Below are 22,503 nucleotides of genomic sequence, written 5' to 3'. Positions count from 1 at the left end.
GCGCCTGGAACGGGCGGGCTGGCGTCCGTGGGAGGTCCGGGCACGCCTGGGTGCCTGGTGTGGGAGTGGCCGCGCATGAGCTACCAATTCGCGCCGGTGACGGAACCAGAACGGGGCTCCGTAGTTACGGAGTTCGGGGAAGCCGGGCGGGATGCTCGCGATGATCTGGTGGACGTTTCGGCAGCGTTCCGCGTTCCCCGGACAGAGGGGGCAGGAACGGGGAACGCTACGCCGGCGGTGATTTACGGCGACGTGGCCGGTCTGCTCGCCGGTACGCTGCCTGAGCCTCCGGCTCCGTCGCACCTGATCCGTAGCGACGGTGCGGCGGTGTTCTATTCAGGGCAGGTCAATATGCTGTTTGGTGAGCCGGAGTCGGGCAAGACGTGGGTTGCGTTGGCGGCCGTTGCGGAGGCACTGGGTCGCGGATGTTCTGCTGCTGTGGTGGACCTCGACCATAACGGGATGGCGTCAACCGTCACCCGGTTGTTGGGTTTGGGGGCCCCGGTGCCAGCTTTGTCTGACTTGGGCGTGTTCCGGTACAAGGAACCTGAGGACAAGGCTGACCTCATGGCGACAGTTGCGGACCTGCGCGTTTGGGTTCCGTCCGTCGTCGTGATGGACAGCGTCGGGGAACTGCTGCCGGTGCTGAACCTCAACTCCAATAGCCCGGATGATTTCACTATCGCCCATACTCACGCGCTCAAGCCCTTGGCGCGTGCCGGCTGCTGCGTCATAGTCATCGATCATGTTGCCAAGAATCCGGAGACCAAGGGCCCTACCGGTACGGCGGCGAAACTCCGGGCGATTGGCGGGGCGTCATTGCGCGTCCGGATCAAGGAGGCCTTCTCTCCGGGCCGTGGCGGTTCCTGCTATCTCGGAATACAGAAGGACCGGCACGGGGGTTTGCGGGCTTCAAGTCCTGGCGGCGAGAAGGAGCCGCTGGCCGGCACGTTCCGGCTGACCGCCGACGGGTCGTGGACGGTTTGGGCCCCGGTGTCGGGGGATGGGGTGCCGGAAGCTGTGCCAGGACCGGACCTTGCCAGTTTGAAGGCGCTTGATCCTAAGCCGGCATCCGTTCGTGACATCAAGGACCGTCTGGGCTGGGGCACTGATCGGGCGACCCGGACCTGGAGGGTTTACCGCCGGCAAGTTGAAGATACGGCCGGCTCGTGAGGTTGTTCCGTGTTCCGTGCCTGTTCCCGCGGAACCCGGAACAACAGCGCGCGGCGGGTGTTCCCCGTTCCCCGGCCCCATGTGCTGGGAACGCGGAACACGATGACGCGGCCGGACGTCGGCGCATCCGGAACCGGCGGGACAGAAATGCGAAGCAGCGGAAACGCCGGAAGATATTCAACGAAAAGGACGCAAAAATGAGTAGCACCCAAATTCAGCGCGACACGCTCGGCCTGATCCACGCTTACGCGACGGACCCGGCCGGCGCGATAGGGATGCTTTCCGGTCTGGACCCGGACGAGGTCCTCGAGCTCACGGTTTACCTGCTCGGGATGATGACGGCGGCCAGGACTGTCCGGACGGATCTGGGCTTGGGTGAGTGGGCCGCGCTGATGCTCCGGCACCTGCACGAGGAACCGGACCCGGCCGGCTCTGAGGATCCGGAATAATGCCGGCGCTCCCGGCGGCCGGCGACGGTAGTCTGGTCCCAACGCAACGGGCCCGCCGCAAACGGGCGGCCGGCGTAGGTGCCAACTGCCAACGGTCACGACGGGTTCTTCCGTTTCAATCCGCCCGCGGAACGGCACCGCCAGGAATGTGTGCCGCCAGCTGGGCACCGGTCAAGGTCAAGGGACGAGGGCGCTTTTGCGGGCGTCAAGTTCCAAGGAACCGGACCCGGTCCCGGACCGTGGAGCCCGCTTGGTGTTCTCAAATCACTTTCGCGCGCCGGGACTCGGCCGCATTCCCCTGCCCTTGAAAGGGTCACATCATGAGTGTTCGTATTGAGAATTTGCGGGCGGCCGCCGGCGCTGCCGCTAAAGAAGCCCGGACCATTGCCGAAAAAGCTGCCGACGCCGGCCGGGACCTGACGCCGGCCGAAAAATCCGCATATGACGGGCTCCGGACCACGGCCGTTGGGCACCTGGACGCGCTCAAGGCGGCGCAGTCGGACGAGGACATTCTGGCGCAGGCTCGGGCCCTCGCTGCGGGCATTGATGGGCCCGGCGGTTCCGGTGCCGGTGTTGACCGTCTTGCGCTGACCGGCCGCGGCCGGAAGGGTGCAGCTGCCGGGATCGCCAAGAAAATGCACGCCTATGGCGGGGACCCTGCCGGGCGGAAGGCTCTGGTGGAGACGGGCTCCGTGCTGACCTCCGTCCCGGTCACGGGTGACGCCGTGCCGCTGGGCCGGCCGGCGACGTCGGTCCTGGACTTCCTCCCGCTGATCCGCCGCGACTCGCCAACATTCAAAACAATGCGGCAGACCATGCGGACGAACAACGCGGCCGTGGTCCCGCCGGGCGGCACTAAGCCGCAGTCGGTGTATTCAATCGCCGGCGTGGACAACGAGCTGCAGGTGGTAGCTCACGTCTCCGAGCCTCTCGATAAGTATCTTTTGCAGGACTCCGCGAACCTTGAGCGGTTCATTGCGGACGAGATGCTTTACGGTCTGGGCCTGGGCGTGGAGGCAGAGATTCTGAACGGCGACGGCACGGCGGGCCATATCGCCGGCATCCTGTCCACGTCCGGGATTCAGGCGGTTGCCGCCGGTGCCGACGATGTCGTGACCCTGCGGGCGGCGCTTACTGCTCTGGAGGCCGCCGGCCATGAGGGTTCGGTGTTCATGCTCAACCCTGCCGATTGGGAGAAGATCGAAACCAAGCGGAACACGTCCGGGAACTTTGACCTGGGCGGGCCGGTGGATCGTGCGGCGCGGACCGTGTGGGGCGTGCCCGTCGTGGTGTCGTCTGCCGTCGCGGTGCGGACCGCGGTTGTCCTGGACGCTTCCGCCGTCGCCGTCGATACGGACCAGCAGGGTATCGAAACCCTGTGGGATTCCTCCGGCGTGCTCTTCGATAAGAACCAGCTCAAGGCGCGGACGGAAGGTCGGTTCTCGGTGTCGGTGTTCCAGCCGCTCGGCGTCGCTGAGATTACCCTCCCGGCGGCCGCGTAACCGGCCAATGACTTGCGTCAACGTCACCCGCTGCGGGGCTTTTGATCTTGTCCACACGTAGCGGGAACGATGGGAAGACTTCACGCCCTAGCATGGGGCGGGACCCTTGGTCTTTCCAGCGCATAAGACTTCGGGCCCGGCGTCTCTCCTTTCCGGGAGACTCCGGGCCCGTCGTCATCCCTGGGGCTGGGTGCCCTGACTGGGGGTGCCTCGCTTGGGGGTGGGGGTGGGGGTGGCCGGCCTCGGTCACCGCTGGCACGGACCGGACACGGACAACGACGGCGGACAACTGGGACAACGCGGACGCCGGGCTCGGCCGGAAGCTGTGCGGGCATCCCGACCACGGCAGCAAGGCCGGCGGCCGGCTTCCCGGACGACACGGACCGGAGGCGGACGCGGGGCCGGAACCTTCCGGCACCGGTGGCTGGCGGAACCGTCACAAGGCGCTGTCCGTCCGCAAAACCGGCGGAGCACCAGGGACCCGCAAACGGCACGAAACGCGGAAGAACAAGGCAGCGTGCATCACTGAACACACACCGGGGGGTAAGGGGGTCTGAATCGCTGGGGCTTGTGATCGAAAACGCGAGTTCCGGCAGTGATCTCTACCCGTCCGCGGTGTTTTTGCCCTGACGGTCGGGGCTGTACGGAAACGGGAAGGCGTCTAACAGTTATGGACACACAGCGGGAAGCATTGGAGCGGACCATTAAGGCGGGGGCCGGGATATTGACGGATAAGCACGCGGCGTTGCTGGCGTTGTGTCGGGAGCTCGCGGGGCAGATGGACGACGCCGGTTATGACGTCGGGCCGTCGACGCGGTTGTCCGCGGCGTACTTGTCGGCGCTCAAGGATCTGGGCCGGGCCCTGGCGGTGCCGGTGGTAAAGGAGAGGGCCGGCGGGAAACTTTCCCAGCTGCGGGGACTTCAGGGCGGTGCTGCGGTGCCCGGTGTGGTGCCTGCTCGACGTCGGCGGGCCGGTGCGTGATGGGCGACGCCGGGCCGGCGGTGTGCGGATGCGGGTGTGCTCCGGAGCTCATGGTGTTGCGGGATGAAGTCGCGGCGCTCCGTGAGGAGCTGGGGCAGCTCGCCAGCCTGTTAGTTGTGGAGAGTATCGGGCGCGATTGAGCGGTGCGGGCGGCTTGGCCGTCGCTGTCGGTGGCTAGAGTAGCCTGATGGATGAGGACGAGGTTTGGCTGCGGCGGCTGCAACGCGCTGTGGATGCTGTTCGGGCTTGGGAGAAGCGCACTGGGGAGCACGAGCGGGTGGACCCTCGGAGCTCTATTGGCAAGGACGACGAAGGTCTGTTGGGGCGTCCTGTGGAGTCCGCTGCCTGGTATGGGCTTGTCACTGCTGTTGATCATCTGGCGCTCGGTGCGGATCTGGCTGAGAAGGGCCTAACACTCCGGCCGTCATCCCTTTTTACCGTTACGCGGGCCGCGTTGCTGGGCGCGTCGCAAGCGGTCTGGGTGTTGTCCGGCAACCGCGCGGATCGCCGTTTCCGGGCACTGGCCGTGGAGTACGACGAACGGAAAAAGCATCTGGGTTTCGTAAAGGACTACACCGGCGACGCTTTCATCCGTGGGCATCTGCCCGCCGATTCCCTGGCGGACCTCGACGCGTTGGCGCAACGGCTGACGGATGATGTTGAGAAATCCAAGGAGCTCCGGAAGGGAAAGCCCTACGCCGGCGAACTCCAGTCGACGACGATGATGCGAGAAGCTGCGGTCCATTTGTCCGGGCTAGAGGGCACGGATGAGTGGCTCCGCTTGTCGTTGGCTTACGAGTGGCGGATGTCGAGCGCGGCTGCTCATGCGAGGGCTTGGCCGTTCCATGTGCGGGCCACTGATCGGACACCGTTGCCGGAAGGTGGGGAACTGCGGAGCATGACGTCGAGCGTTGCTGAGGTGGTCCAGTCCTACGGTGCGGCTACGTTGATGACCAGTGAGGCGTGGCGGCTGTGGGATGCTCGGCGGCGGAGGTAGCTCGTCTGAGCGGCCCACCTCGGCCCCCCAGCCGATGCTGGCGCAGTTGGGGACATTTTGGGGACATGCGTTCCAGAGGCGGGCAGTCGGGGCCGGATTCCGGGCCCTCGGTGGTGCCCGATTTGAGCCGGTGTTTTGGGGATTTTCTCCGTATATATAGGCGGCCTCAGTTACGGGCTGTTTTGGGCTGAATTGGGCTGATTGCTTCAAGGGGTCGCAGGTTCAAATCCTGTCAGCCCGACCAACAGAAAGTACCCGCCGTTCCCGATGAGGGAACGGCGGGTTTTTCTGTTTAGCCCGCACCGTTTGCGCCGCCGCTGCCGAACCCGCGCCGCCTATTTCAGGAAGCGCGAGGTGCGGCGGTCGGCCAGGACCTTTCCCTTCGTCTGGCACCGCGGGCAGTACTGCAGGGCCGTGTCCGCAAACGACACCTCGCGGACGGTGTCACCGCACACCGGGCAGGCCTCGCCGGTCCGGCCGTGGACCCTCATGTGACTCCGCTTGGTGTCCTTGAGCTCAGTGGGCGGCTTGCCGGCCGCCTCCCGCAGCGCTGTCCCCAGAATGCTGTGGATGGCGTCATAGAGTCCCTGGACCGCCTCCCGGTCCAGGGACTTCGCCAGGGCGAAGGGCGACATGCCGGCCGCGTGCAGGATCTCGTCGCTGTAGGCATTCCCGATGCCGGCAATTACGCTCTGGCTCCGCAGGACCCCCTTGATTTGCTGGGAACTGGCTGCCAGGATGTCCGCCAGGGCGTCGACGTCGAACCCGGGGCTGAACGGATCAGGTCCCAGCGCGGCGATTCCCGGCACGTCGTGCGGATCCCGGACCACGTAGACCGCCAGGCTCTTCTTCGTGCCGGCCTCGGTCAGGTCCAGGCCCAGCGGGCCGGAGTCACCGGAAAACAACAGCCGCACGGCAATGTGGCCCTTGCCCATCTTCAGCGGGACATCACTGGGCTTGTCGGTGAAGCGGACCCAGCCCGCCCTGGCCAGGTGGAAGACAAAATACAGGCCGTCGGCCTCCACACTGACGAATTTGCCGAAGCGGCGCACCCCCGTCACGGTCCTGCCCTCGAGCGCGGAGACGGGCGGATCCGCCGTTTTGAGGACCGCGAACGAAACAGGCTGGATCCTTGTGACAACCGAACCACGCAGCTTCCCGGCGAGAAATTCCGCCAGGGCCGCGACTTCCGGAAGCTCCGGCATTGCCTAGCCGATACCGGCTTGATCTGTCATCGCCCCATCATGTCAGAGTCCTCCCCGGGGCAGGCCGGATATGCCTATACTTTCAGCGGCGGACAGTTCAGCTGACCGCCGTCGACATTGGTGATTGACCCGATGAAAGGCCCGTCATGAGCATCATTCCCGAAGAGCTGTCCTACACCGCGGAACACGAGTGGGTCTCTGCCCCGAACGCGGACGGCGTGGTGCGCGTGGGCATCACCGATTTTGCCCAGGACGCGCTTGGGGACGTCGTGTACGCCCAGATGCCGGAGGTCGGGACCACAATCAAGGCCAACGACGTCATCGGCGAGGTCGAGTCGACCAAGAGCGTCAGCGACATCTACGCCCCCGTTGCCGGTGAAGTGGTCTCCCGCAACGAGGCCCTGGACACGGATTCCGCCCTGATCAATTCGGATCCGTACGGTGAGGGCTGGCTGCTGGAAATCAAGCTCGCGGAAGCCGACGCGGTCGAGTCGCTCCTCAGTGCATCGGAGTACGAACAACAGGTAGGCTAAAGCTAAGCCCTTTTTCGGGCCGGGTCGTTGGAACAACCGTCGGGAAACCGGCGGAACAGCGCCCGCCGAGGGGCTGTATCCCGGATTTGCCAGGCTTTTCCGGACGGCATGCGTTGTTTGCAGGGGGGACACCTGCAGCGAATGGAGGAATCAATGTTTGGGCACGAACGCAACAACACCGGTGACGGTTATGGCACGGGTGGAGTGAAGGCTTCGGAGACCACGTCGATCAACCTCACCCCGATCCGCGACGAACCGACCATCGCCCCGAAGCTCTCGGCTGAGGAGCGGTCCGCGGTCGAGGCACTCCCGTACGGCTCTGCCCTGCTGGTTGCGCACAGCGGCCCCAACACCGGCGCCCGTTTCCTGCTGGATTCGGACATCACGACGGCGGGCCGGCACCCGGACGCCGACATTTTCCTCGATGACGTCACGGTTTCCCGCCGGCACGTCGAGTTCCGCCGCACGGCGCGCAGCTTCGAAGTAGTGGACACCGGAAGCCTGAACGGCACCTACGTGAACCACGACCGCGTCGACAGCGTGGAGCTGAAGTCCGGCAACGAAGTGCAGATCGGGAAGTTCCGCCTTACCTTCTACCTGAGCCCTGCCCGCGCAGCAGGCAACGTCTGATTCCGGGGTAGCTGCCTGTGGCCATGGCACAAGCGGAACGGCGCGGACCCCAGGTTCTGAACATCGGGGAAGTCCTGGCTCAGCTGAGCGACGACTTCCCAAGCATGACTGCGTCAAAAATCCGGTTCCTGGAGGAAAAGGGACTGATCAATCCCCAGCGGACACCTGCCGGGTACCGGCAGTACTCCGAGAGCGACGTCGAGCGGCTGCGCTTCGTGCTGTCCCTCCAGCGCGACCAGTACCTGCCGTTGAAGGTCATCAAGGACTACCTCGATGCGATCGACCGCGGGGAACGCCCGGACAATCTGCCGCCCGGGGTCACGGTCTCGCCGCGGATCGTTTCCGAGGAACTGGCTGCCGAGCTGCAGAACCGGGTCCGCCGGCTCTCCGAGGAACAACTCCGCGCCGAGTCCGGCGCGAGCGTGCCGCTGGTCGAATCGCTCCTGAGTTTCGGCCTGATCGGCCATGTCAATGGAAAATTCGATGAGCACGCCCTCCAGGTTGCCCGCGCCTGCGTCCAACTGGAGGGCCACGGACTGGAACCGCGGCACCTGCGGCCGTTCCAGGCTGCCGCCGAACGCGAGTTCGGGCTGGTGGAGCGTGCCGTGGCGACGCTGACCTCGCGCAAGGACGCCGCTTCCCACGCCCGTGCCGCCGAGGCTGCCCGGGAAATCAGCGAGCTCTGCCTCACGCTGCACCGGGCCCTGGTCCAGGACCGGATCTCGAGGATGGACATCTGATGATTGAGGTCGAAATTGTAGGCGTGCGGATTGAACTGCCGTCCAACCAGCCGCTTGTCCTGCTTAAGGAAATCCACGGGGAGCGGCACGTGCCGATCTGGATCGGCACCCCCGAGGCCAGCGCCATCGCCCTCGCCCAGCAGGGGGTCGTGCCGCCGCGCCCGATGACCCACGACCTGCTGATCGACGTCGTCGAAACCCTCGGCCACTCGATCGTCAGCGTCAACATTGTGGCCGTGGAGGACAACATCTTCTACGGGCAGCTGCAGTTCGAGAACGGGACCACGGTCAGTTCCCGGGCCTCCGATGCCCTGGCACTGGCTCTCCGCGCGAAGTGCCGCATCTGGTGCGCCGACGCCGTGATGGAAGAGGCGGGCGTCCGGATCACCGAACACGACGAGGGCGAGGACACCCACCCGGGTCCCGCCGTCGACGAGGAGGGCGAACTGCGCCGCTTCCGCGAGTTCCTCGACGACGTTGAGCCTGAAGACTTCGCCGGTTGAGCCGGCTGACCCCGCGCCAAGGTTAAAGTCGAGGATGAAAGTTTCGACACGCCCCGGCAATACCCCGAACGTCTTTGACCTTGGGCCCCGGCGGGCCTAACGTCAGAAGTACAAGTTCCCATTGCACGCAACAGCCGCTCAGGTCACACTGGAAGGTGCAGCCCCGGCAGAATTACACGGATGAATTTTATCCACCCGTGTTTTGTTTAGCTAGTGACAACTGGTTGTTGCTGCATTTTCCGCAGGGGAGCCAAGACAAGGAGGATCCACGTGAGTCCGAAAGGCGAAGCGGGCGAGCTCAAGCAGCCCTCGACGGCTGGTGTAGCCGTGCCCGCTAGCGGTGCCCAGGGCCTGCTGTTCACCGAGGATCTCCCTGTCCTGGATGAGGACGCGGGCTACCGCGGTCCCACTGCCTGCAAGGCGGCCGGCATCACCTACCGCCAGCTGGATTACTGGGCACGCACCGGACTGGTGGAACCTGCCGTCCGCGGCGCCGCCGGTTCAGGCTCCCAGCGGCTCTATGGTTTCCGCGACATCCTGGTCCTCAAAGTCGTCAAGCGGCTCCTCGACACCGGCGTTTCCCTGCAGCAGATCCGCACCGCCGTCGAGCACCTCCGGGAACGCGGCGTCGAGGATCTCGCCCAGATCACCCTGATGAGTGACGGCGCCAGCGTGTACGAGTGCACCTCTGCCGACGAAGTGATCGATCTCGTCCAGGGCGGCCAGGGCGTCTTCGGCATCGCCGTCGGCCGCGTCTGGCGGGAAGTGGAAGGCAGCCTCGCAGCCCTTCCCAGCGAACACGCCAGCGACCAGTCCTTCCCCGGCGACGAGCTCGGCAAGCGCAGGGCCGCCCGCAAAATCGGCTGACCCGCCCACCAGCAACGCCCCCAAACACCGACGCGGGGTCACTTAGCGCCCATTACGGCAGGCCGGACAGGCGCTAAGTGACCCCGCGTTTGTGTTGTTTTGGGGTTGCCCGGGTGGGGCGACCGGGGCTCAGCGCCGGGCGCGGTCCCGGACCGGGGCGCCGGACGGCCGGCCGTCCGCCTTCAGCAGGTTCGCCAGCAGGGTGTCGAACAGTGCGGCGGTATTCTTGGCCGAGTCCCCTGGCCAGTGGTGGATGGAGTGCGCCGCGCCCTGGATCTGCTGCCAGTTGGCCTGCTCCGGGATGTGCGGGGAGAGCAGCAGTTCGCCGAACATGGACTCCATCTCGGCGAGCCGGAAGGTGTGTTCGGCGGACCCGGTGCGCACCCGGTTGGCGACGATGCCGGCGGGGGAGAGGTTCGGGGCGAATTCCTGCCGGAACAGCTGGATGGCCCGCATGGTGCGTTCCGTGCCCGCGACGGAGAAGAGGCCGGGCTCGGCCACGAGGGTGACCTTGTCGCTGGCGGACCAGGCCATCCTGGTGAGCCCGTTCAGGGACGGCGGGCAGTCCACGAGGACCAGTTCGTACTTCTCCGCGCCGGCGAGCACGGCGGAGAGCCTGCGCAGGTCGCGGCGGCCCAGGTCGGGGCGGTCGTAGATGCCGGTGTAGGCGGAGCCGACAGCCACATCGAGGACGGCTGTTCGGCCGGCGGGAGCGCCGCCGTTGGCGGATGCGCGGTCCGCCCAGCCGCTCGGAACCACGTTCTCGGCCAGCCGGGCCCGCCGGGGAGACTTGAGCATCCGGCCGATGTCCAGCTGGTCGCCCGGCCGGACTCCGAGGGCCGTGCTGGCATCCGCGTGGGGATCAAGGTCGACGACGAGGGTGGGGATGCCGGCGGCCAATGCCGCGGACGCCAGTCCTGTGGTCACCGATGTCTTGCCGACACCGCCTTTGAGGCTGCTGATGCTGACTACTTGCACTTGAGAAACCAATACCTAACGCCGGTTGCCGGGACGGGGTCCTGCCGGCTCCTGCGTTCTCCGGAACCGGGGCGAGCATGCGCCACCCACCCCCTCATCATATGTTGCCGTTCCGCCGAAACCCGCCTCATCGGGTGCCCCGTCGCGTGCCGGAGCGGCGGATCATGGATATGCTGCAACCGGGGCCGGGATCCGGCGTTGCGTGATCTACGTGCCTAATCCGGCATACGTGACGCGCACCGCTGTGACGGTCGCCACAATAATTTGTGTTTGCCCGTCCGTGTCTTAGACACTGTGACCACTTACCGATACACCCGCGATGATGCAGGAGAAGCATGTTTTCGAAGATTCTGGTGGCCAATCGCGGCGAAATCGCGATCCGTGCCTTCCGCGCCGGCTACGAACTTGGTGCCAAGACCGTAGCTGTCTTCCCGAACGAGGACCGCAACTCAATCCACCGCCAGAAGGCCGACGAGGCATATCTGATCGGTGAAGAGGGCCATCCCGTCCGGGCCTACCTCGACGTCGACGAGGTTGTGCGCGTGGCCAAGGAATCCGGCGCCGACGCCATCTACCCCGGCTACGGCTTCCTTTCCGAGAATCCGCGCCTGGCCCGGGCCGCCGCGGAAGCAGGCATCACCTTCGTGGGGCCGCCGGCCGAGGTCCTGGAACTGGCCGGCAACAAGGTCGCAGCCCTTGAGGCGGCCCGCAAAGCCGGCGTCCCCGTCCTGAGATCCTCCCAGCCCTCCAAGGACGTCGACGAGCTCATCGCGGCCGCCGACGTCATCGGGTTCCCCATCTTCGCCAAGGCCGTCGCCGGCGGCGGCGGGCGCGGCATGCGCCGCGTCGACACCCGCGATGCCCTGCCCGAAGCCCTGCAGGCCGCCATGCGCGAGGCCGACGCGGCCTTCGGCGACCCCACCATGTTCCTGGAACAGGCCGTGCTGCGCCCCCGCCACATCGAGGTCCAGATCCTGGCCGACGCGGAGGGCAACGTGATGCACCTCTTCGAACGCGACTGTTCCATCCAGCGCCGCCACCAGAAGGTCATCGAGATCGCCCCGGCGCCGAACCTGGACGAAGGCATCCGCCAGGCACTGTACCGGGACGCCGTGAAGTTCGCCAAGGCGCTGAACTACGTCAACGCCGGCACGGTGGAATTCCTCGTCGACACCGTCGGGGAGCGGGCCGGCCAGCACGTCTTCATCGAAATGAACCCGCGGATCCAGGTCGAGCACACCGTCACCGAAGAAGTCACCGACGTCGACCTGGTCCAGGCGCAGCTGCGGATCGCCGCCGGCGAGACCCTCGCGGACCTGGGACTCTCGCAGGAGACGGTCCAGCTCAAGGGCGCCGCCCTGCAGTGCCGCATCACCACGGAGGACCCGGCCAACGGCTTCCGGCCCGACGTCGGCAAGATCACCGGCTACCGTTCCGCCGGCGGCGCCGGTGTCCGGCTCGACGGCGGCACCGTCTACTCCGGAGCCGAGATCAGCCCGCACTTCGACTCGATGCTGGTCAAGCTGACCTGCCGCGGCCGCGACTACCCGGCCGCCGTGGCCCGGGCCCGCCGTGCCCTCGCCGAGTTCCGCATCCGCGGCGTCTCGACCAACATCTCCTTCCTGCAGGCTGTCCTGGACGACGCCGACTTCATTGCCGGCAACGTGGCCACCTCGTTCATCGACGAACGCCCCCAGCTGCTCAAGGCCCGGGTCTCCGCTGACCGCGGCACCAAACTGCTGACCTGGCTCGCCGAAGTGACCGTGAACAAGCCCAACGGCGAGCTCACGGTCCACAGCGATCCCGCCGCCAAGCTCCCCGCCCTGAATGACGCCGCCGCCGCGCCCGGCTCCCGGCAGCGGCTGCTGGAGCTGGGCCCGGAAGCCTTCGCGAAGGCCCTCCGCGAGCAGAACGCGGTCGCCGTCACGGACACCACGTTCCGCGACGCCCACCAGTCGCTGCTCGCCACCAGGGTCCGGACCCGCGACCTCGTGGCAGCCGGCCCGGCCGTCTCCAAGCTCCTCCCGGAACTGCTCTCCGTCGAGGCCTGGGGCGGTGCCACCTACGACGTGGCCCTGCGCTTCCTCGGCGAGGACCCCTGGCACCGGCTCGCCGCGCTGCGCAAGGCGCTGCCGAACGTCTGCCTGCAGATGCTCCTGCGCGGCCGCAACACGGTCGGCTACACCCCGTACCCGGAAGAGGTCACGGTCGCGTTCGTCAACGAGGCCGCCGCCACCGGCATCGACATCTTCCGCATCTTCGATGCGCTCAACGACGTCAACCAGATGGCACCGGCAATCCGCGCCGTCCGTGAGACGGGCACCGCCGTCGCGGAGGTCGCACTCTGCTACACCGCGGACATGCTGGACCCGGATGAGACGCTGTACACCCTGGATTACTACCTGGAGCTGGCACAGAAGATCGTCGACGCCGGCGCTCACATCCTGGCGATCAAGGACATGGCGGGCCTGCTGCGTCCCGCCGCGGCTGCACGCCTCGTCACGGCCCTGCGCGAACGCTTCGACCTCCCGGTCCACCTGCACACGCACGACACCGCCGGCGGGCAGCTGGCCACGTTGCTGGCCGCCGTCGACGCCGGAGTCGACGCCGTCGACGTCGCCTCCGCCTCGCTCGCCGGCACCACCAGCCAGCCCTCGGCCTCCGCCCTGGTGGCAGCCCTTGCCCACACGCCGCGGGACACCGGGCTGAGCCTGGCGAACGTCTGCGCCCTGGAACCCTACTGGGAAGCCGTCCGCCGCGTTTACGCACCCTTCGAATCGGGCCTCCCGGGCCCCACCGGACGGGTCTACCAGCACGAAATCCCCGGCGGCCAGCTCTCCAACCTGCGCCAGCAGGCGATCGCGCTGGGACTCGGGGAGCGTTTCGAGGCCATCGAGGACATGTACACCGCCGCCGACCGCATCCTGGGCCGGCTCGTGAAGGTCACGCCGTCCTCCAAGGTCGTGGGTGACCTGGCCCTGCACCTTGTGGGCCTCAACGCCGATCCCGCCGACTTCAACGAGAACCCGCAGAAATACGACATCCCGGATTCCGTGATCGGCTTCCTGTCCGGTGAGCTGGGCGACCCGCCCGGAGGCTGGCCGGAACCGTTCCGCACCAAGGCCCTGCAGGGCCGCACGGTCAAGGTCCGCGACGTCGAGCTCAGCGCCGAGGACAGCGCTGCGCTCAAGTCCGACTCCAAGACCGTGCAGCAGACGCTCAACCGGCTCCTTTTCGCCGGTCCCACCAAGGACTACCAGAAGAGCGTGGAGTCCTACGGCAACCTTTCGGTGCTGGACACCCGCGACTACCTGTTCGGGCTGCAGCGCGGCGCCGAGCACGAGATCGAGCTGGAGAAGGGCGTCCGCCTGATCGCCTCGCTCGAGGCGGTTTCCGAACCGGACGAGAAGGGCATGCGCACCGTCATGTGCACGCTCAACGGCCAGTCCCGCCCAGTCGTGGTCCGTGACCGTTCCGTGGTCAGCAACGTCAAGGCCGCCGAGCGCGCCGACGCCTCCCAGCCGGGCCAGGTGGCCGCACCGTTCGCTGGCGCCGTCACCCTGACCGTCAAGGCGGGCGAGTCGGTCAAGGCCGGCGACACCGTCGCCACGATCGAAGCCATGAAGATGGAGGCGTCCATCACGACGCCGGTGGCCGGCACCGTCTCGCGCCTCGCCGTCGGCGCGATCGAGCAGGTCCAGGGCGGGGACCTTCTGCTGGTCGTCGAATAGCCGCAACGCAGCGACTACAACGAAGGGTCCTTCCGGCCAAAGCTGGAAGGACCCTTCGCCGTATCGGAACCACAAACACCAAGGCGGCACACCGAGGCGGCACACCAACGCGGCACAGCAACGCGGGGTCAGATACGGCCCCTCCGTGGCATGCGGATGGGCCGTATCTGACCCCGCGTTGTTTGGGGGTGCGCGTTGTTTGGGGGTGCGCTTTGTTTGGGGTGGGGCGGGGCGCCTAGACCTGGCTGGGACGCGGGGCGCCGTACATCTCCTCGATGACGTTTTCGAAGTCCTTCATCACTTGGGCCCGCTTGACCTTCATCGACGGCGTCAGGTGACCGGAGGCCTCCGTGAAGTCGGCCGGCACGATCCGGAAGGACTTGATCGCCTCGGCCTGGGAGACCGACTGGTTGGCACCGTTGATGAGTTCCTGCACCGCGGCCTTGACCGCCGCATTGTCGGTGGCTTCGGCAACGGTCGTGGAAGCGGGCAGCCCGTGGCGGTGCAGCCAGCCCGGCAGGGCCTCCTCGTCGAGGGTGACCAGGGCGCCGATGAACGGCCGGTTGTCACCGACCACCAGCACCTGCGAGACCAGCGCGTCGGCCCGGATCTGGTCCTCCAGCAGGGCCGGTACAACGTTCTTGCCGCTGGCCGTGACGATGATTTCCTTCTTGCGCCCGGTGATGGTCAGGAATCCCTGCTCATCGAGCATTCCGATGTCGCCGGTGCGGAACCAGCCGTCGACAAAGGACTCAGCGGAGAGGTCCTCGCGCTTGTAGTAGCCGCGCATGACACACACGCCCTTGGCGAGGATTTCGCCGTCGTCGGCGATCTTCACGGCGTTGCCGGGAATCGGGGCGCCGACGGTACCGATCTTGATCAGGTCCGGCGTGTTCACGGTGACCGGGGCCGTCGTTTCGGTCAGCCCGTAGCCCTCCAGGATCTGCATGCCGATGCCCTGGAAAAAGTGCCCCAGCCGCTCGCCCAGCGGGCCGCCGCCGGAGACAGCGTGGGCCACCTCGCCACCCATGGCGGCGCGGAGCTTGCCGTAGACGAGCTTGTCGAAAACGGTGTGCCTGAGCTTGAGGCCCAGGCTGATCTTGCCGGCCTGGCGCGCGCGGGAAAATTCGATGGCGGTGTCGGCGGCCCGGTGGAAGATGGCGCCCTTGCCGCCGTCCTCGGCCTTGGTGAGCGCCGAGTTGTAGACCTTCTCGAAGACCCGCGGCACCGCGAGGATGAAGGTTGGCTTGTAGCTCTGCAGGTCCGGCAGGAGGTTCTTGATGTCCGGCGTGTGTGCCACCGTGACGCCGGCGGCGACCGCGAGCACTGAAATGAAGCGTGCGAACACGTGGGCGAGCGGCAGGAACATGATCGTCCGGGCCTGTTCGTGGACAATCTTGTTCAGCGAAGTGGCCAGCGCGTTCTCGGAGAGTTCCACGAAGTTGCCGTGGGTCAGCTCGCAGCCCTTGGGCCGGCCGGTGGTGCCGGAGGTGTAGATGATCGTGGCGAGGTCGTCGAGGGTGGCCAGGCTGCGGCGCGCCTCAAGCTCCTCGTTGCTGACCGTCGCACCGGCGGCGCGGACCTCGTCGAGGCCGGTTCCTTCGAGCTGCCAGACGTGGGCAAGGTGCGTGAGGCCTTCGGAGGTCGCGGCCTGCCGGATGATGTCTTCGTGGTGAGCGGTCTCGCCGAAAGCGGCGACGGCGCCGGAGTCGCCCAGGTTCCAGGCCACCTGGGAAGGGGAGGAGGTCTCATAGATCGGCACGGAGACCGCACCGGCGAACCAGATGGCGAAGTCAATGAGGGCCCATTCGTACCGGGTGCGGGACATGATGCCGACCCGGTCGCCGGCGGCGACGCCGCTGGCCATCAGGCCCTTGGCGAGCAGCGACGCATCGGCCAGGAAGTCGGTGGCCCGGATGTCCTGCCACGCTCCTGCGGCGTCAAGTTTCGAGAACAGTGCCGGATTCGAGGCCTTGGCCGCCTGGCGCAGGACCAGATCCGTGACGTTCATTTCCCGGGGGGTGTTCACCAGGGCCGGGACACTGATTTCTCGCACGTTAGCTCCTTTGATATCCATGGACCCGCGAGGGGTACGACTAACACTAGTATGCGGTTCCAGGCATGTGTGTTCTACAACACCTACCGGCGAGTAACCTTACAGTTTGGTAACCCCGGCGCGGCCGCCGGAGAGGATTTTCAGGCAATGGCTGCCGGCGGAGCCCCGGTCCTGTGGAGATCCCCGGGCTGTCCGGTGATGCGGCCCGTGCCCGGCCGTTCCGGCGAATAGGATAGGGAACCATGCACACACCTACACCTGGACAGCAGCCCGGCCCGTACCGCAGGACGGCCGCCTGGCGGCGCAGGACGCTGGCCGGCGCACCCGCCGGGCCGGCCGGCCAGGGTTTCCGTGAGCACCTGCGGCTGGGCCGCAAGGGCCTCGCCATTGGCGTGGACATCGGCGGGACCAAGGTGGCGGCCGGTGTGGTCGACGCGGAGGGACGGATCCTGGCCCAGGCCAAGCGGTCCACGCCGGGCAACGACCCCCGTGCGGTGGAACAGGTGATTGTGGAGCTGGTCGAGGAGCTGGGCGAGGGCCACCGGATTTGGTCGGTCGGGATCGGCGCGGCCGGCTGGATGGACCTCGACGGCGGCACGGTGCTCTTCAGCCCCCATCTGGCCTGGCGCAACGAGCCCCTCCGCGACAACCTGCAGCGGCTGCTTCGCCGGCCGGTGCTGCTGACCAACGACGCCGATGCGGCCGGCTGGGCGGAGTGGCGCTTCGGCGCCGGGCAGGGCCAGAGCCGCCTGGTTTGCATCACCCTCGGAACCGGCATCGGCGGGGCCATGGTGATGGACGGCCGGCTGGAACGCGGGCGCTTTGGTGTGGCGGGGGAGTTCGGCCACCAGATCATCATGCCCGGCGGCCACCGCTGCGAGTGCGGCAACCGGGGCTGTTGGGAACAGTACGCGTCCGGCAATGCACTTGGGCGGGAGGCCCGGGAACTCGCCGCCGCGAACTCCCCGGTGGCCCAGGAACTGCTCAAAGCGGTCGACGGCCACGTGGATCGCATCACCGGCGTGATTGTCACCGAGCTGGCGAAGGCCGGGGACGCGACCTCGCGGGAGCTGCTCGAAGACGTCGGGGAATGGCTCGGACTGGGCCTCGCGAACCTTGCCGCCGCGCTGGATCCGGGCAAGTTCGTGATCGGCGGCGGACTCTGTGACGCCGGTGAACTGCTGGTCGGGCCGGCCCGGAAGGCCTTCGCCCGGAACCTGACCGGCCGCGGCTTCCGGCCCGCGGCGGAAATCGAGCTCGCGGCCCTCGGCCCGAACGCCGGCCTGATCGGCGCCGCGGACCTGTCCCGGGTCAGCAGCCGCATGCACAGCTAGCAGCCTGCCACCGGCAGGAAACGGGGCGTCAGGCGCCAGTGGGCGCCGCCGTGAGCCGGCGCCCCCCGCGGCGGCCCGGGTGGCGCCCGGACGCCATGGAAAGCGCCCGAACGCGAGGGAATCAGTTAGATGCGGGCGCCGTCGTCGTGCTCATCCTTTTCGCCCGGCAGTTTCATGATCAGGAACACCAGCGAGGCTGCGAAGGCGGCGACCATTCCGAGGATGGCCATCAGCGGTGCGGAGCGCCAGAACATCGCAGAAAGCAGCAGGGCCACGGGACCACCGACGGCACCGAGCCAGGCCAGTACGGTCAGCGGGTCGGTTCCGGCGAGGCTGGGAGGTTCCTCCGGCACGAACTCGCCCGGCCCGAACGGGTCGTCGTCCGAGGCTTCATAGTCACGCGGGCCCGGTCCACCGTCCTGGCCACCGGCCGCGGCCGGACCCTCTAAGGCGCCCACGGCGGCCTCGCCCCGTGCCAGCCGCTCCTCGGCGGAGAGTTCAATCGGCACCCCGGCGGCAAGCCCCAGCGGGTCGAAGTCGCTGAACGGCCGGGGCACTGCGGCACTGTCGGCCCCCGCGCCGTCCGTGACGGGCACCTTCGGCAGCTCCGGGCCTTCGGCGGCCTCACGGGTTTCCGCGGGGCCCGGGTTTGCGCCCTGGTCCCTGCCCTCCAGCCTGGCGACCAGATCCAGCCAGACGGCGTCCTCCTGGTTGGCGCTGGAATCCGGGTCCGGAGCGTTGGGGTCCGGTCTAGTCATCTGACGTGTCCTTTTGGCTGGCGTGGGCGGCGTCCGGAGGGTCTCCCGCAACCAGCGACCGGATGAATTCGGCCGAGCCGCGGAAGATCAGGGGCGCGTCGTTGTCCATCGTAGCCACGTGGTAGCTGTTTTCCAGCCGGACCACCTCCAGCGGGGCGTGGGTCAGGCCGCGGCGCAGGGCCACCATGCTCGACTCGGAGACCACATGGTCCACTGCCGAGCGGTACACGCGCACGGGAGCAGTGATCCGCGGGAGCAGCCGCAGGGTGTCCTTGAACATTTTGTTCAGCTCGTGCGCCGCGGCAACCGGTGTCCGGGCGTAGGCGCCCTCGTCGATGCCCTCCTTGAGGATGTCGTTGGCGATCGCGGGGGTGCTCTTGAGCACGAATTTCAGGATGCCGGCCAGCGGGGCGCGGGGATCGTCGATGACGAGGCCGGGGTTGACCAGAACGGCCCCCGCCACCGGGCGGGTGGCGGCTATCCGCAGCGCCAGCGCCCCGCCCATGGACAGCCCGGCCACCACCACCTGCTCACAGTCCCCGGCCAGGTCGAGGTAGGCGGCGTCGAGCGCCGAGTGCCATTCCTGCCAGCGCGTCCGGGACAGTTCCTGCCAGCTGGTGCCGTGCCCCGGCAGGAGCGGCATCCGCACGGCGTAGCCGGCGTCGGCCAGCGACCTGGCCCAGTCCCGCACGCCGTGCGGGCTGCCGGTGAAACCGTGCGAGACCAGGACTCCGGTGCGGGGCCCGGTTCCGGTGAACGGGCTGCTGAACGGCGTGTGGTCCAGGGGGATGGTCATGGGGTCTCCGGGGCTGAAGGGGCGGTCTTCCCTGGTGGCGACGCGGGCTGATGTCCGGCGGCCGCATGGTGCAGGAAGAACCGGGTGGACTGTTCGAAGATCAGGGGGGCATCGACGTCGAGCGTGGCCACATGCCCGCTGTCCGGCAAACTGACCACCTCAAGCTCGCGCGAGCCCAGACGGTTCCGCAGCAGTTCGACCGAGGAGGGCGGCACCACGCTGTCCGCCGCGGACTTGAACACGAGCGCCGGAGCGGCGACGGCGGGCAGTTCCCGCAGTGCCGCCCGGAAGAGCCGGCTCAATTGGTGGACGGCTTCCAGCGGGGTGAGAGAGTAGTCGCCGTCCGCGGTGGCCGACGCCGTTGGGTTGGCTTCCTGGGCGGGAACGGTGGTGCGCTGGAAGTGCTTCCAAAGGCCGATATAGCGCACCCGGCGGTCGTAGAAGCTCAGCCCCGGATTGACGACGGCGACTCCGGCAACGTCGTGGCGGGCCGCAGTGCGCAGGGCGATGGTGCCGCCCATGGACAGTCCGGCGACGTAGCATTCCCGGGTTCCGGCGGCGAGTTCAAGGTAGGACGTCTCGAAGGCCCGGTACCAGTCCTGCCAGCCGCAGCGGGCCAGGTCGCGCCAGTCGGTGCCGTGCCCCGGCAGCAGCGGGACCGACACGGCGAAGCCCTGCCGGGCCAGATGCTCGGCCCAGGGCAGGACGCTCAGGGGGCTGCCGGTGAAGCCGTGGCAGAGGGCCACGCCGATGCCCGCATTGCTGCCGTGGCCCGGATAATTGAACGCCGCGGGCGCCAGGGGAGTGCTGCTTCCGGTCATGAGCCCATCGTGTCACTCTTCCGGACAAAACTCACTAGAGTAGGGTGTCATTGAAGTGCTGGCCGGGTCCGATGCGGGGCCCGCCAGACGCCTTCCGGAGAGGTACACCACGTGTTTTATTGGTTCATGAAGACGTTCGTTCTCGGACCTGTCCTGAAGACGCTTTTCAGGCCCTGGGTCAAGGGCCTGGACAACGTCCCCGCCGAAGGCGCCGCCATTCTGGCCTCCAACCATCTCTCCTTCTCCGATTCCATTTTCATGCCGCTCATGGTGCCCCGGCCCGTCGTGTTCCTCGCGAAATCGGAGTACTTCACCGGCAAGGGGATTAAAGGCAGGCTCACGGCCACCTTCTTCCGGCTCACCAACCAGCTTCCGATGGACCGCTCCGGCGGGGCCGCGTCCGCCCGCTCGCTTGATGCCGGCATGGACGTGTTGAAGAACGGTTCGCTCCTGGGCATCTACCCCGAGGGAACCCGCAGCCCGGACTCCCGGCTGTACCGCGGCAAGGTGGGGGTGGCGCGGCTGGCGCTGCAGGCCCGGGTCCCGGTGATCCCGGTCGCGATGATCGGCACGGACAAGGTCCAGCCGATCGGCAAAAGAATGCCCAATATCCGGCGCATCGGGATGATCTTCGGTGAGCCGCTGGACTTCAGCCGCTACTACGGCATGGAGAATGACCGGCTGATCCAGCGGTCCGTGACCGACGAAATCATGTACGAACTGATGCGCCTCTCCGGCCAGGAGTACGTCGACGAGTACGCCGCCGTCGTCAAGCTCCGGCTCGCCCGGAAAGCCACCGAGGTGCCGGAGGACGGCCCCGCCGGCACCGGCCCCGCAGCACCCGGGAGTGTGTGAGCGGACCGTGTGACGGCACCGGCGCAGTCAATGACGGCGCGGGTCTGACGATCGCCACGGAGGCAACTATCCTTAGAGGGTGACTGAGCTATCTGCGGCTACGGCCCTCCCCCTGAACAGTTCCCCGAATGGCTCGCCCCTGGCGGGTTCCGCCCTGACCAGCACCGCCCAGAGCGGTGCCGCCAACTATCCCGGCCTGGACCACTGGCGGGAGTTGCCGGCCTCCCAGCAGCCGAGCTGGTCGGACAAAGCCGTCTTCGAGGCGTCCGTCAAGGAACTTTCCGTACTCCCGCCCCTCGTCTTCGCCGGCGAAGTGGACATCCTGCGCGAACGGCTCGCTGCCGCGGCACAGGGCAAGGCCTTCCTGCTCCAGGGCGGCGACTGCGCGGAAACGTTCGAGGCGGCCACGGCGGACAAGATCAGCGCCCGCGTCCGGACCATCCTTCAGATGGCGGTCGTCCTGACCTACGGCGCCGCCATGCCGGTCATCAAGATGGGCCGGATGGCGGGGCAGTTCGCCAAGCCGCGCTCCTCCAACGACGAGACCCGCGACGGCGTCACACTCCCGGCCTACCGCGGCGACATCGTCAACGGCTACGACTTCACGCCGGAATCCCGCGCGCATGACGCCAGCCGGATGCTCAAGGCCTACCACACCTCCGCCTCCACCCTGAACCTGATCCGCGCGTTCACCCAGGGCGGTTTCGCGGACCTGCGGCTGGTACACCAGTGGAACAAGGGCTTCACCGAGAACCCCGCCCACGCGCGCTACGAGTCCCTGGCCCGGGATATCGACCGTGCCATCAAGTTCATGGCGTCCTGCGGGGCGGACTTCGAGGCGCTCAAGCGTGTCGAGTTCTACGCCAGCCACGAGGCGCTGCTGTTGGACTACGAACGCGCACTGACCCGCATCGACTCCCGCACCGGCTTCCCGTACGACACCTCCGCGCACTTCCTCTGGATCGGTGAGCGGACCCGCGAACTGGACCACGCCCACGTCGACTTCCTCTCCCGGGTGCGCAACCCGATCGGCGTCAAGCTTGGCCCGGGCACCAGCGGCGACGACGCGCTGCGCCTGATCGACAAGCTGGATCCGGATCGCGAACCCGGCCGCCTGACCTTCATCACGCGGATGGGTGCCGGCAACATCCGCGAGAAGCTGCCCCCGATCGTGGAGCGGGTTACCGCGTCCGGCGCCCAGGTCCTCTGGGTCACCGACCCCATGCACGGCAACACGGTCACCTCGCCGAACGGCTACAAGACCCGCAACTTCGACGACGTCATTGACGAGGTGCGCGGCTTCTTCGAGGTCCACCACGCGCTCGGCACGGTCCCGGGTGGCCTGCACGTTGAGATGACCGGCGACGACGTCGCCGAGTGCCTGGGCGGCGCCGATCCGGTGGACCAGGAGTCCTTCCTGGACCGGTACGAATCCGTCTGCGATCCCCGCCTGAACCACATGCAGTCCCTCGAGATGGCTTTCCTGGTGGCCGGGGCACTCTCCAAGCACTAAACAAAGAGCCCGCAACAAAAAAGCTCCGCCCGGCTGAACCAGCCGGGCGGAGCTTTTCTGTGGACCGGGCCCGCGCTGGG

General features: G+C 67.3%; 20 protein-coding genes and 1 tRNA gene. 15 read left to right on the top strand and 6 right to left on the bottom strand.

Going from position 1 to position 22,503, the window contains the following annotated elements:
• The first annotated feature begins 75 nt into the window (after positions 1–75).
• From AC1MFL_RS02235 to AC1MFL_RS02210, 6 genes are all read left to right on the top strand, one after another.
• Positions 76–1,173, top strand: coding sequence for an AAA family ATPase (locus tag AC1MFL_RS02235; RefSeq protein WP_479813123.1), 1,098 nt, complete (start codon positions 76–78; stop codon positions 1,171–1,173).
• A 197-nt stretch (positions 1,174–1,370) separates the two neighbouring features.
• Entirely contained in the window at positions 1,371–1,622 is a 252-nt protein-coding gene (locus tag AC1MFL_RS02230) for a hypothetical protein (protein ID WP_479813121.1), read from the top strand.
• Between the two features lie 320 nt (positions 1,623–1,942).
• Entirely contained in the window at positions 1,943–3,124 is a 1,182-nt protein-coding gene (locus AC1MFL_RS02225) for a phage major capsid protein (RefSeq protein ID WP_479813119.1), read from the top strand.
• A 670-nt stretch (positions 3,125–3,794) separates the two neighbouring features.
• Positions 3,795–4,106 carry a hypothetical protein gene (locus AC1MFL_RS02220; RefSeq protein WP_479813117.1) on the top strand — a complete coding sequence of 104 codons (312 nt, stop codon included), beginning with the start codon at positions 3,795–3,797 and terminating at the stop codon, positions 4,104–4,106.
• Positions 4,107–4,293: 187 nt separating this feature from the next.
• On the top strand, positions 4,294–5,103 hold the full coding sequence (locus tag AC1MFL_RS02215) for a hypothetical protein (RefSeq protein ID WP_479813115.1): 810 nt from the start codon (positions 4,294–4,296) through the stop codon (positions 5,101–5,103).
• 173 nt (positions 5,104–5,276) lie between these two features.
• Positions 5,277–5,347 (top strand) — tRNA-OTHER (locus AC1MFL_RS02210).
• Between the two features lie 91 nt (positions 5,348–5,438).
• Here the strand turns inward: AC1MFL_RS02210 and AC1MFL_RS02205 are convergent.
• On the bottom strand, positions 5,439–6,308 hold the full coding sequence (locus tag AC1MFL_RS02205; protein WP_479813113.1) for an Fpg/Nei family DNA glycosylase: 870 nt from the start codon (positions 6,306–6,308) through the stop codon (positions 5,439–5,441).
• Positions 6,309–6,454: 146 nt separating this feature from the next.
• On the opposite strand from AC1MFL_RS02205, the gene gcvH reads away from it, so the two are divergent.
• From gcvH to AC1MFL_RS02180, 5 genes are all read left to right on the top strand, one after another.
• The gene (gene gcvH, locus AC1MFL_RS02200) at positions 6,455–6,841 is read left to right on the top strand and encodes a glycine cleavage system protein GcvH (protein WP_479813111.1); all 387 of its coding nucleotides are present in this window, start codon (positions 6,455–6,457) and stop codon (positions 6,839–6,841) included.
• 153 nt (positions 6,842–6,994) lie between these two features.
• A complete protein-coding gene (locus tag AC1MFL_RS02195) occupies positions 6,995–7,471 on the top strand; it encodes an FHA domain-containing protein (RefSeq protein ID WP_479813109.1) in 477 nt (158 codons plus the stop codon).
• Positions 7,472–7,494: 23 nt separating this feature from the next.
• Positions 7,495–8,211, top strand: coding sequence for a transcriptional regulator FtsR (gene ftsR, locus AC1MFL_RS02190; protein WP_479813107.1), 717 nt, complete (start codon positions 7,495–7,497; stop codon positions 8,209–8,211).
• Positions 8,211–8,714 (top strand): bifunctional nuclease family protein, encoded by a 504-nt coding sequence (locus AC1MFL_RS02185; RefSeq protein WP_226762347.1) that lies wholly within the window; start codon positions 8,211–8,213, stop codon positions 8,712–8,714. The genes ftsR and AC1MFL_RS02185 overlap by 1 nt, the downstream gene beginning before the upstream one ends.
• Before the next feature lie 270 nt (positions 8,715–8,984).
• On the top strand, positions 8,985–9,581 hold the full coding sequence (locus AC1MFL_RS02180) for a MerR family transcriptional regulator (RefSeq protein ID WP_069951277.1): 597 nt from the start codon (positions 8,985–8,987) through the stop codon (positions 9,579–9,581).
• Between the two features lie 129 nt (positions 9,582–9,710).
• On the opposite strand, the gene AC1MFL_RS02175 is transcribed toward AC1MFL_RS02180, so the two are convergent.
• The gene (locus AC1MFL_RS02175) at positions 9,711–10,559 is read right to left on the bottom strand and encodes a ParA family protein (protein WP_479813105.1); all 849 of its coding nucleotides are present in this window, start codon (positions 10,557–10,559) and stop codon (positions 9,711–9,713) included.
• 335 nt (positions 10,560–10,894) lie between these two features.
• On the opposite strand from AC1MFL_RS02175, the gene AC1MFL_RS02170 reads away from it, so the two are divergent.
• Positions 10,895–14,290 carry a pyruvate carboxylase gene (locus AC1MFL_RS02170; protein WP_479813103.1) on the top strand — a complete coding sequence of 1,132 codons (3,396 nt, stop codon included), beginning with the start codon at positions 10,895–10,897 and terminating at the stop codon, positions 14,288–14,290.
• A 235-nt stretch (positions 14,291–14,525) separates the two neighbouring features.
• Here AC1MFL_RS02170 and AC1MFL_RS02165 read toward each other — a convergent pair whose 3' ends face one another.
• On the bottom strand, positions 14,526–16,346 hold the full coding sequence (locus AC1MFL_RS02165; RefSeq protein ID WP_479813101.1) for an AMP-dependent synthetase/ligase: 1,821 nt from the start codon (positions 16,344–16,346) through the stop codon (positions 14,526–14,528).
• Between the two features lie 242 nt (positions 16,347–16,588).
• Here AC1MFL_RS02165 and AC1MFL_RS02160 point away from each other — a divergent pair, with 242 nt between their 5' ends.
• Positions 16,589–17,680, top strand: a complete 1,092-nt coding sequence (locus tag AC1MFL_RS02160; protein WP_479813099.1) for an ROK family glucokinase — start codon at positions 16,589–16,591, stop codon at positions 17,678–17,680.
• Between the two features lie 125 nt (positions 17,681–17,805).
• Here the strand turns inward: AC1MFL_RS02160 and AC1MFL_RS02155 are convergent, their stop codons facing one another.
• The 3 genes from AC1MFL_RS02155 to AC1MFL_RS02145 are packed head-to-tail and all read right to left on the bottom strand — an operon-like array spanning position 17,806 to position 20,055.
• The gene (locus AC1MFL_RS02155; protein WP_479813097.1) at positions 17,806–18,438 is read right to left on the bottom strand and encodes a hypothetical protein; all 633 of its coding nucleotides are present in this window, start codon (positions 18,436–18,438) and stop codon (positions 17,806–17,808) included.
• Complete coding sequence (locus AC1MFL_RS02150; RefSeq protein ID WP_479813095.1) at positions 18,431–19,234, bottom strand: alpha/beta hydrolase; 804 nt, start codon at positions 19,232–19,234, stop codon at positions 18,431–18,433. The genes AC1MFL_RS02155 and AC1MFL_RS02150 overlap by 8 nt, the downstream gene beginning before the upstream one ends.
• Positions 19,231–20,055: an alpha/beta hydrolase gene (locus tag AC1MFL_RS02145; RefSeq protein WP_479813093.1), complete on the bottom strand. Its 825-nt coding sequence runs from the start codon at positions 20,053–20,055 to the stop codon at positions 19,231–19,233. Before AC1MFL_RS02145 ends, AC1MFL_RS02150 begins: the two co-directional genes overlap by 4 nt.
• Positions 20,056–20,166: 111 nt before the next feature.
• Between AC1MFL_RS02145 and AC1MFL_RS02140 the strand changes: the two genes are divergently transcribed.
• Complete coding sequence (locus AC1MFL_RS02140) at positions 20,167–20,910, top strand: lysophospholipid acyltransferase family protein (protein WP_479813091.1); 744 nt, start codon at positions 20,167–20,169, stop codon at positions 20,908–20,910.
• Positions 20,911–20,989: 79 nt separating this feature from the next.
• On the top strand, positions 20,990–22,423 hold the full coding sequence (locus tag AC1MFL_RS02135) for a class II 3-deoxy-7-phosphoheptulonate synthase (protein ID WP_479813089.1): 1,434 nt from the start codon (positions 20,990–20,992) through the stop codon (positions 22,421–22,423).
• Positions 22,424–22,503 lie beyond the last annotated feature (80 nt).

The organism is Arthrobacter sp. BG3 (assembly GCF_056680185.1).
This window is presented reverse-complemented; position numbering and strand designations above follow the sequence as displayed.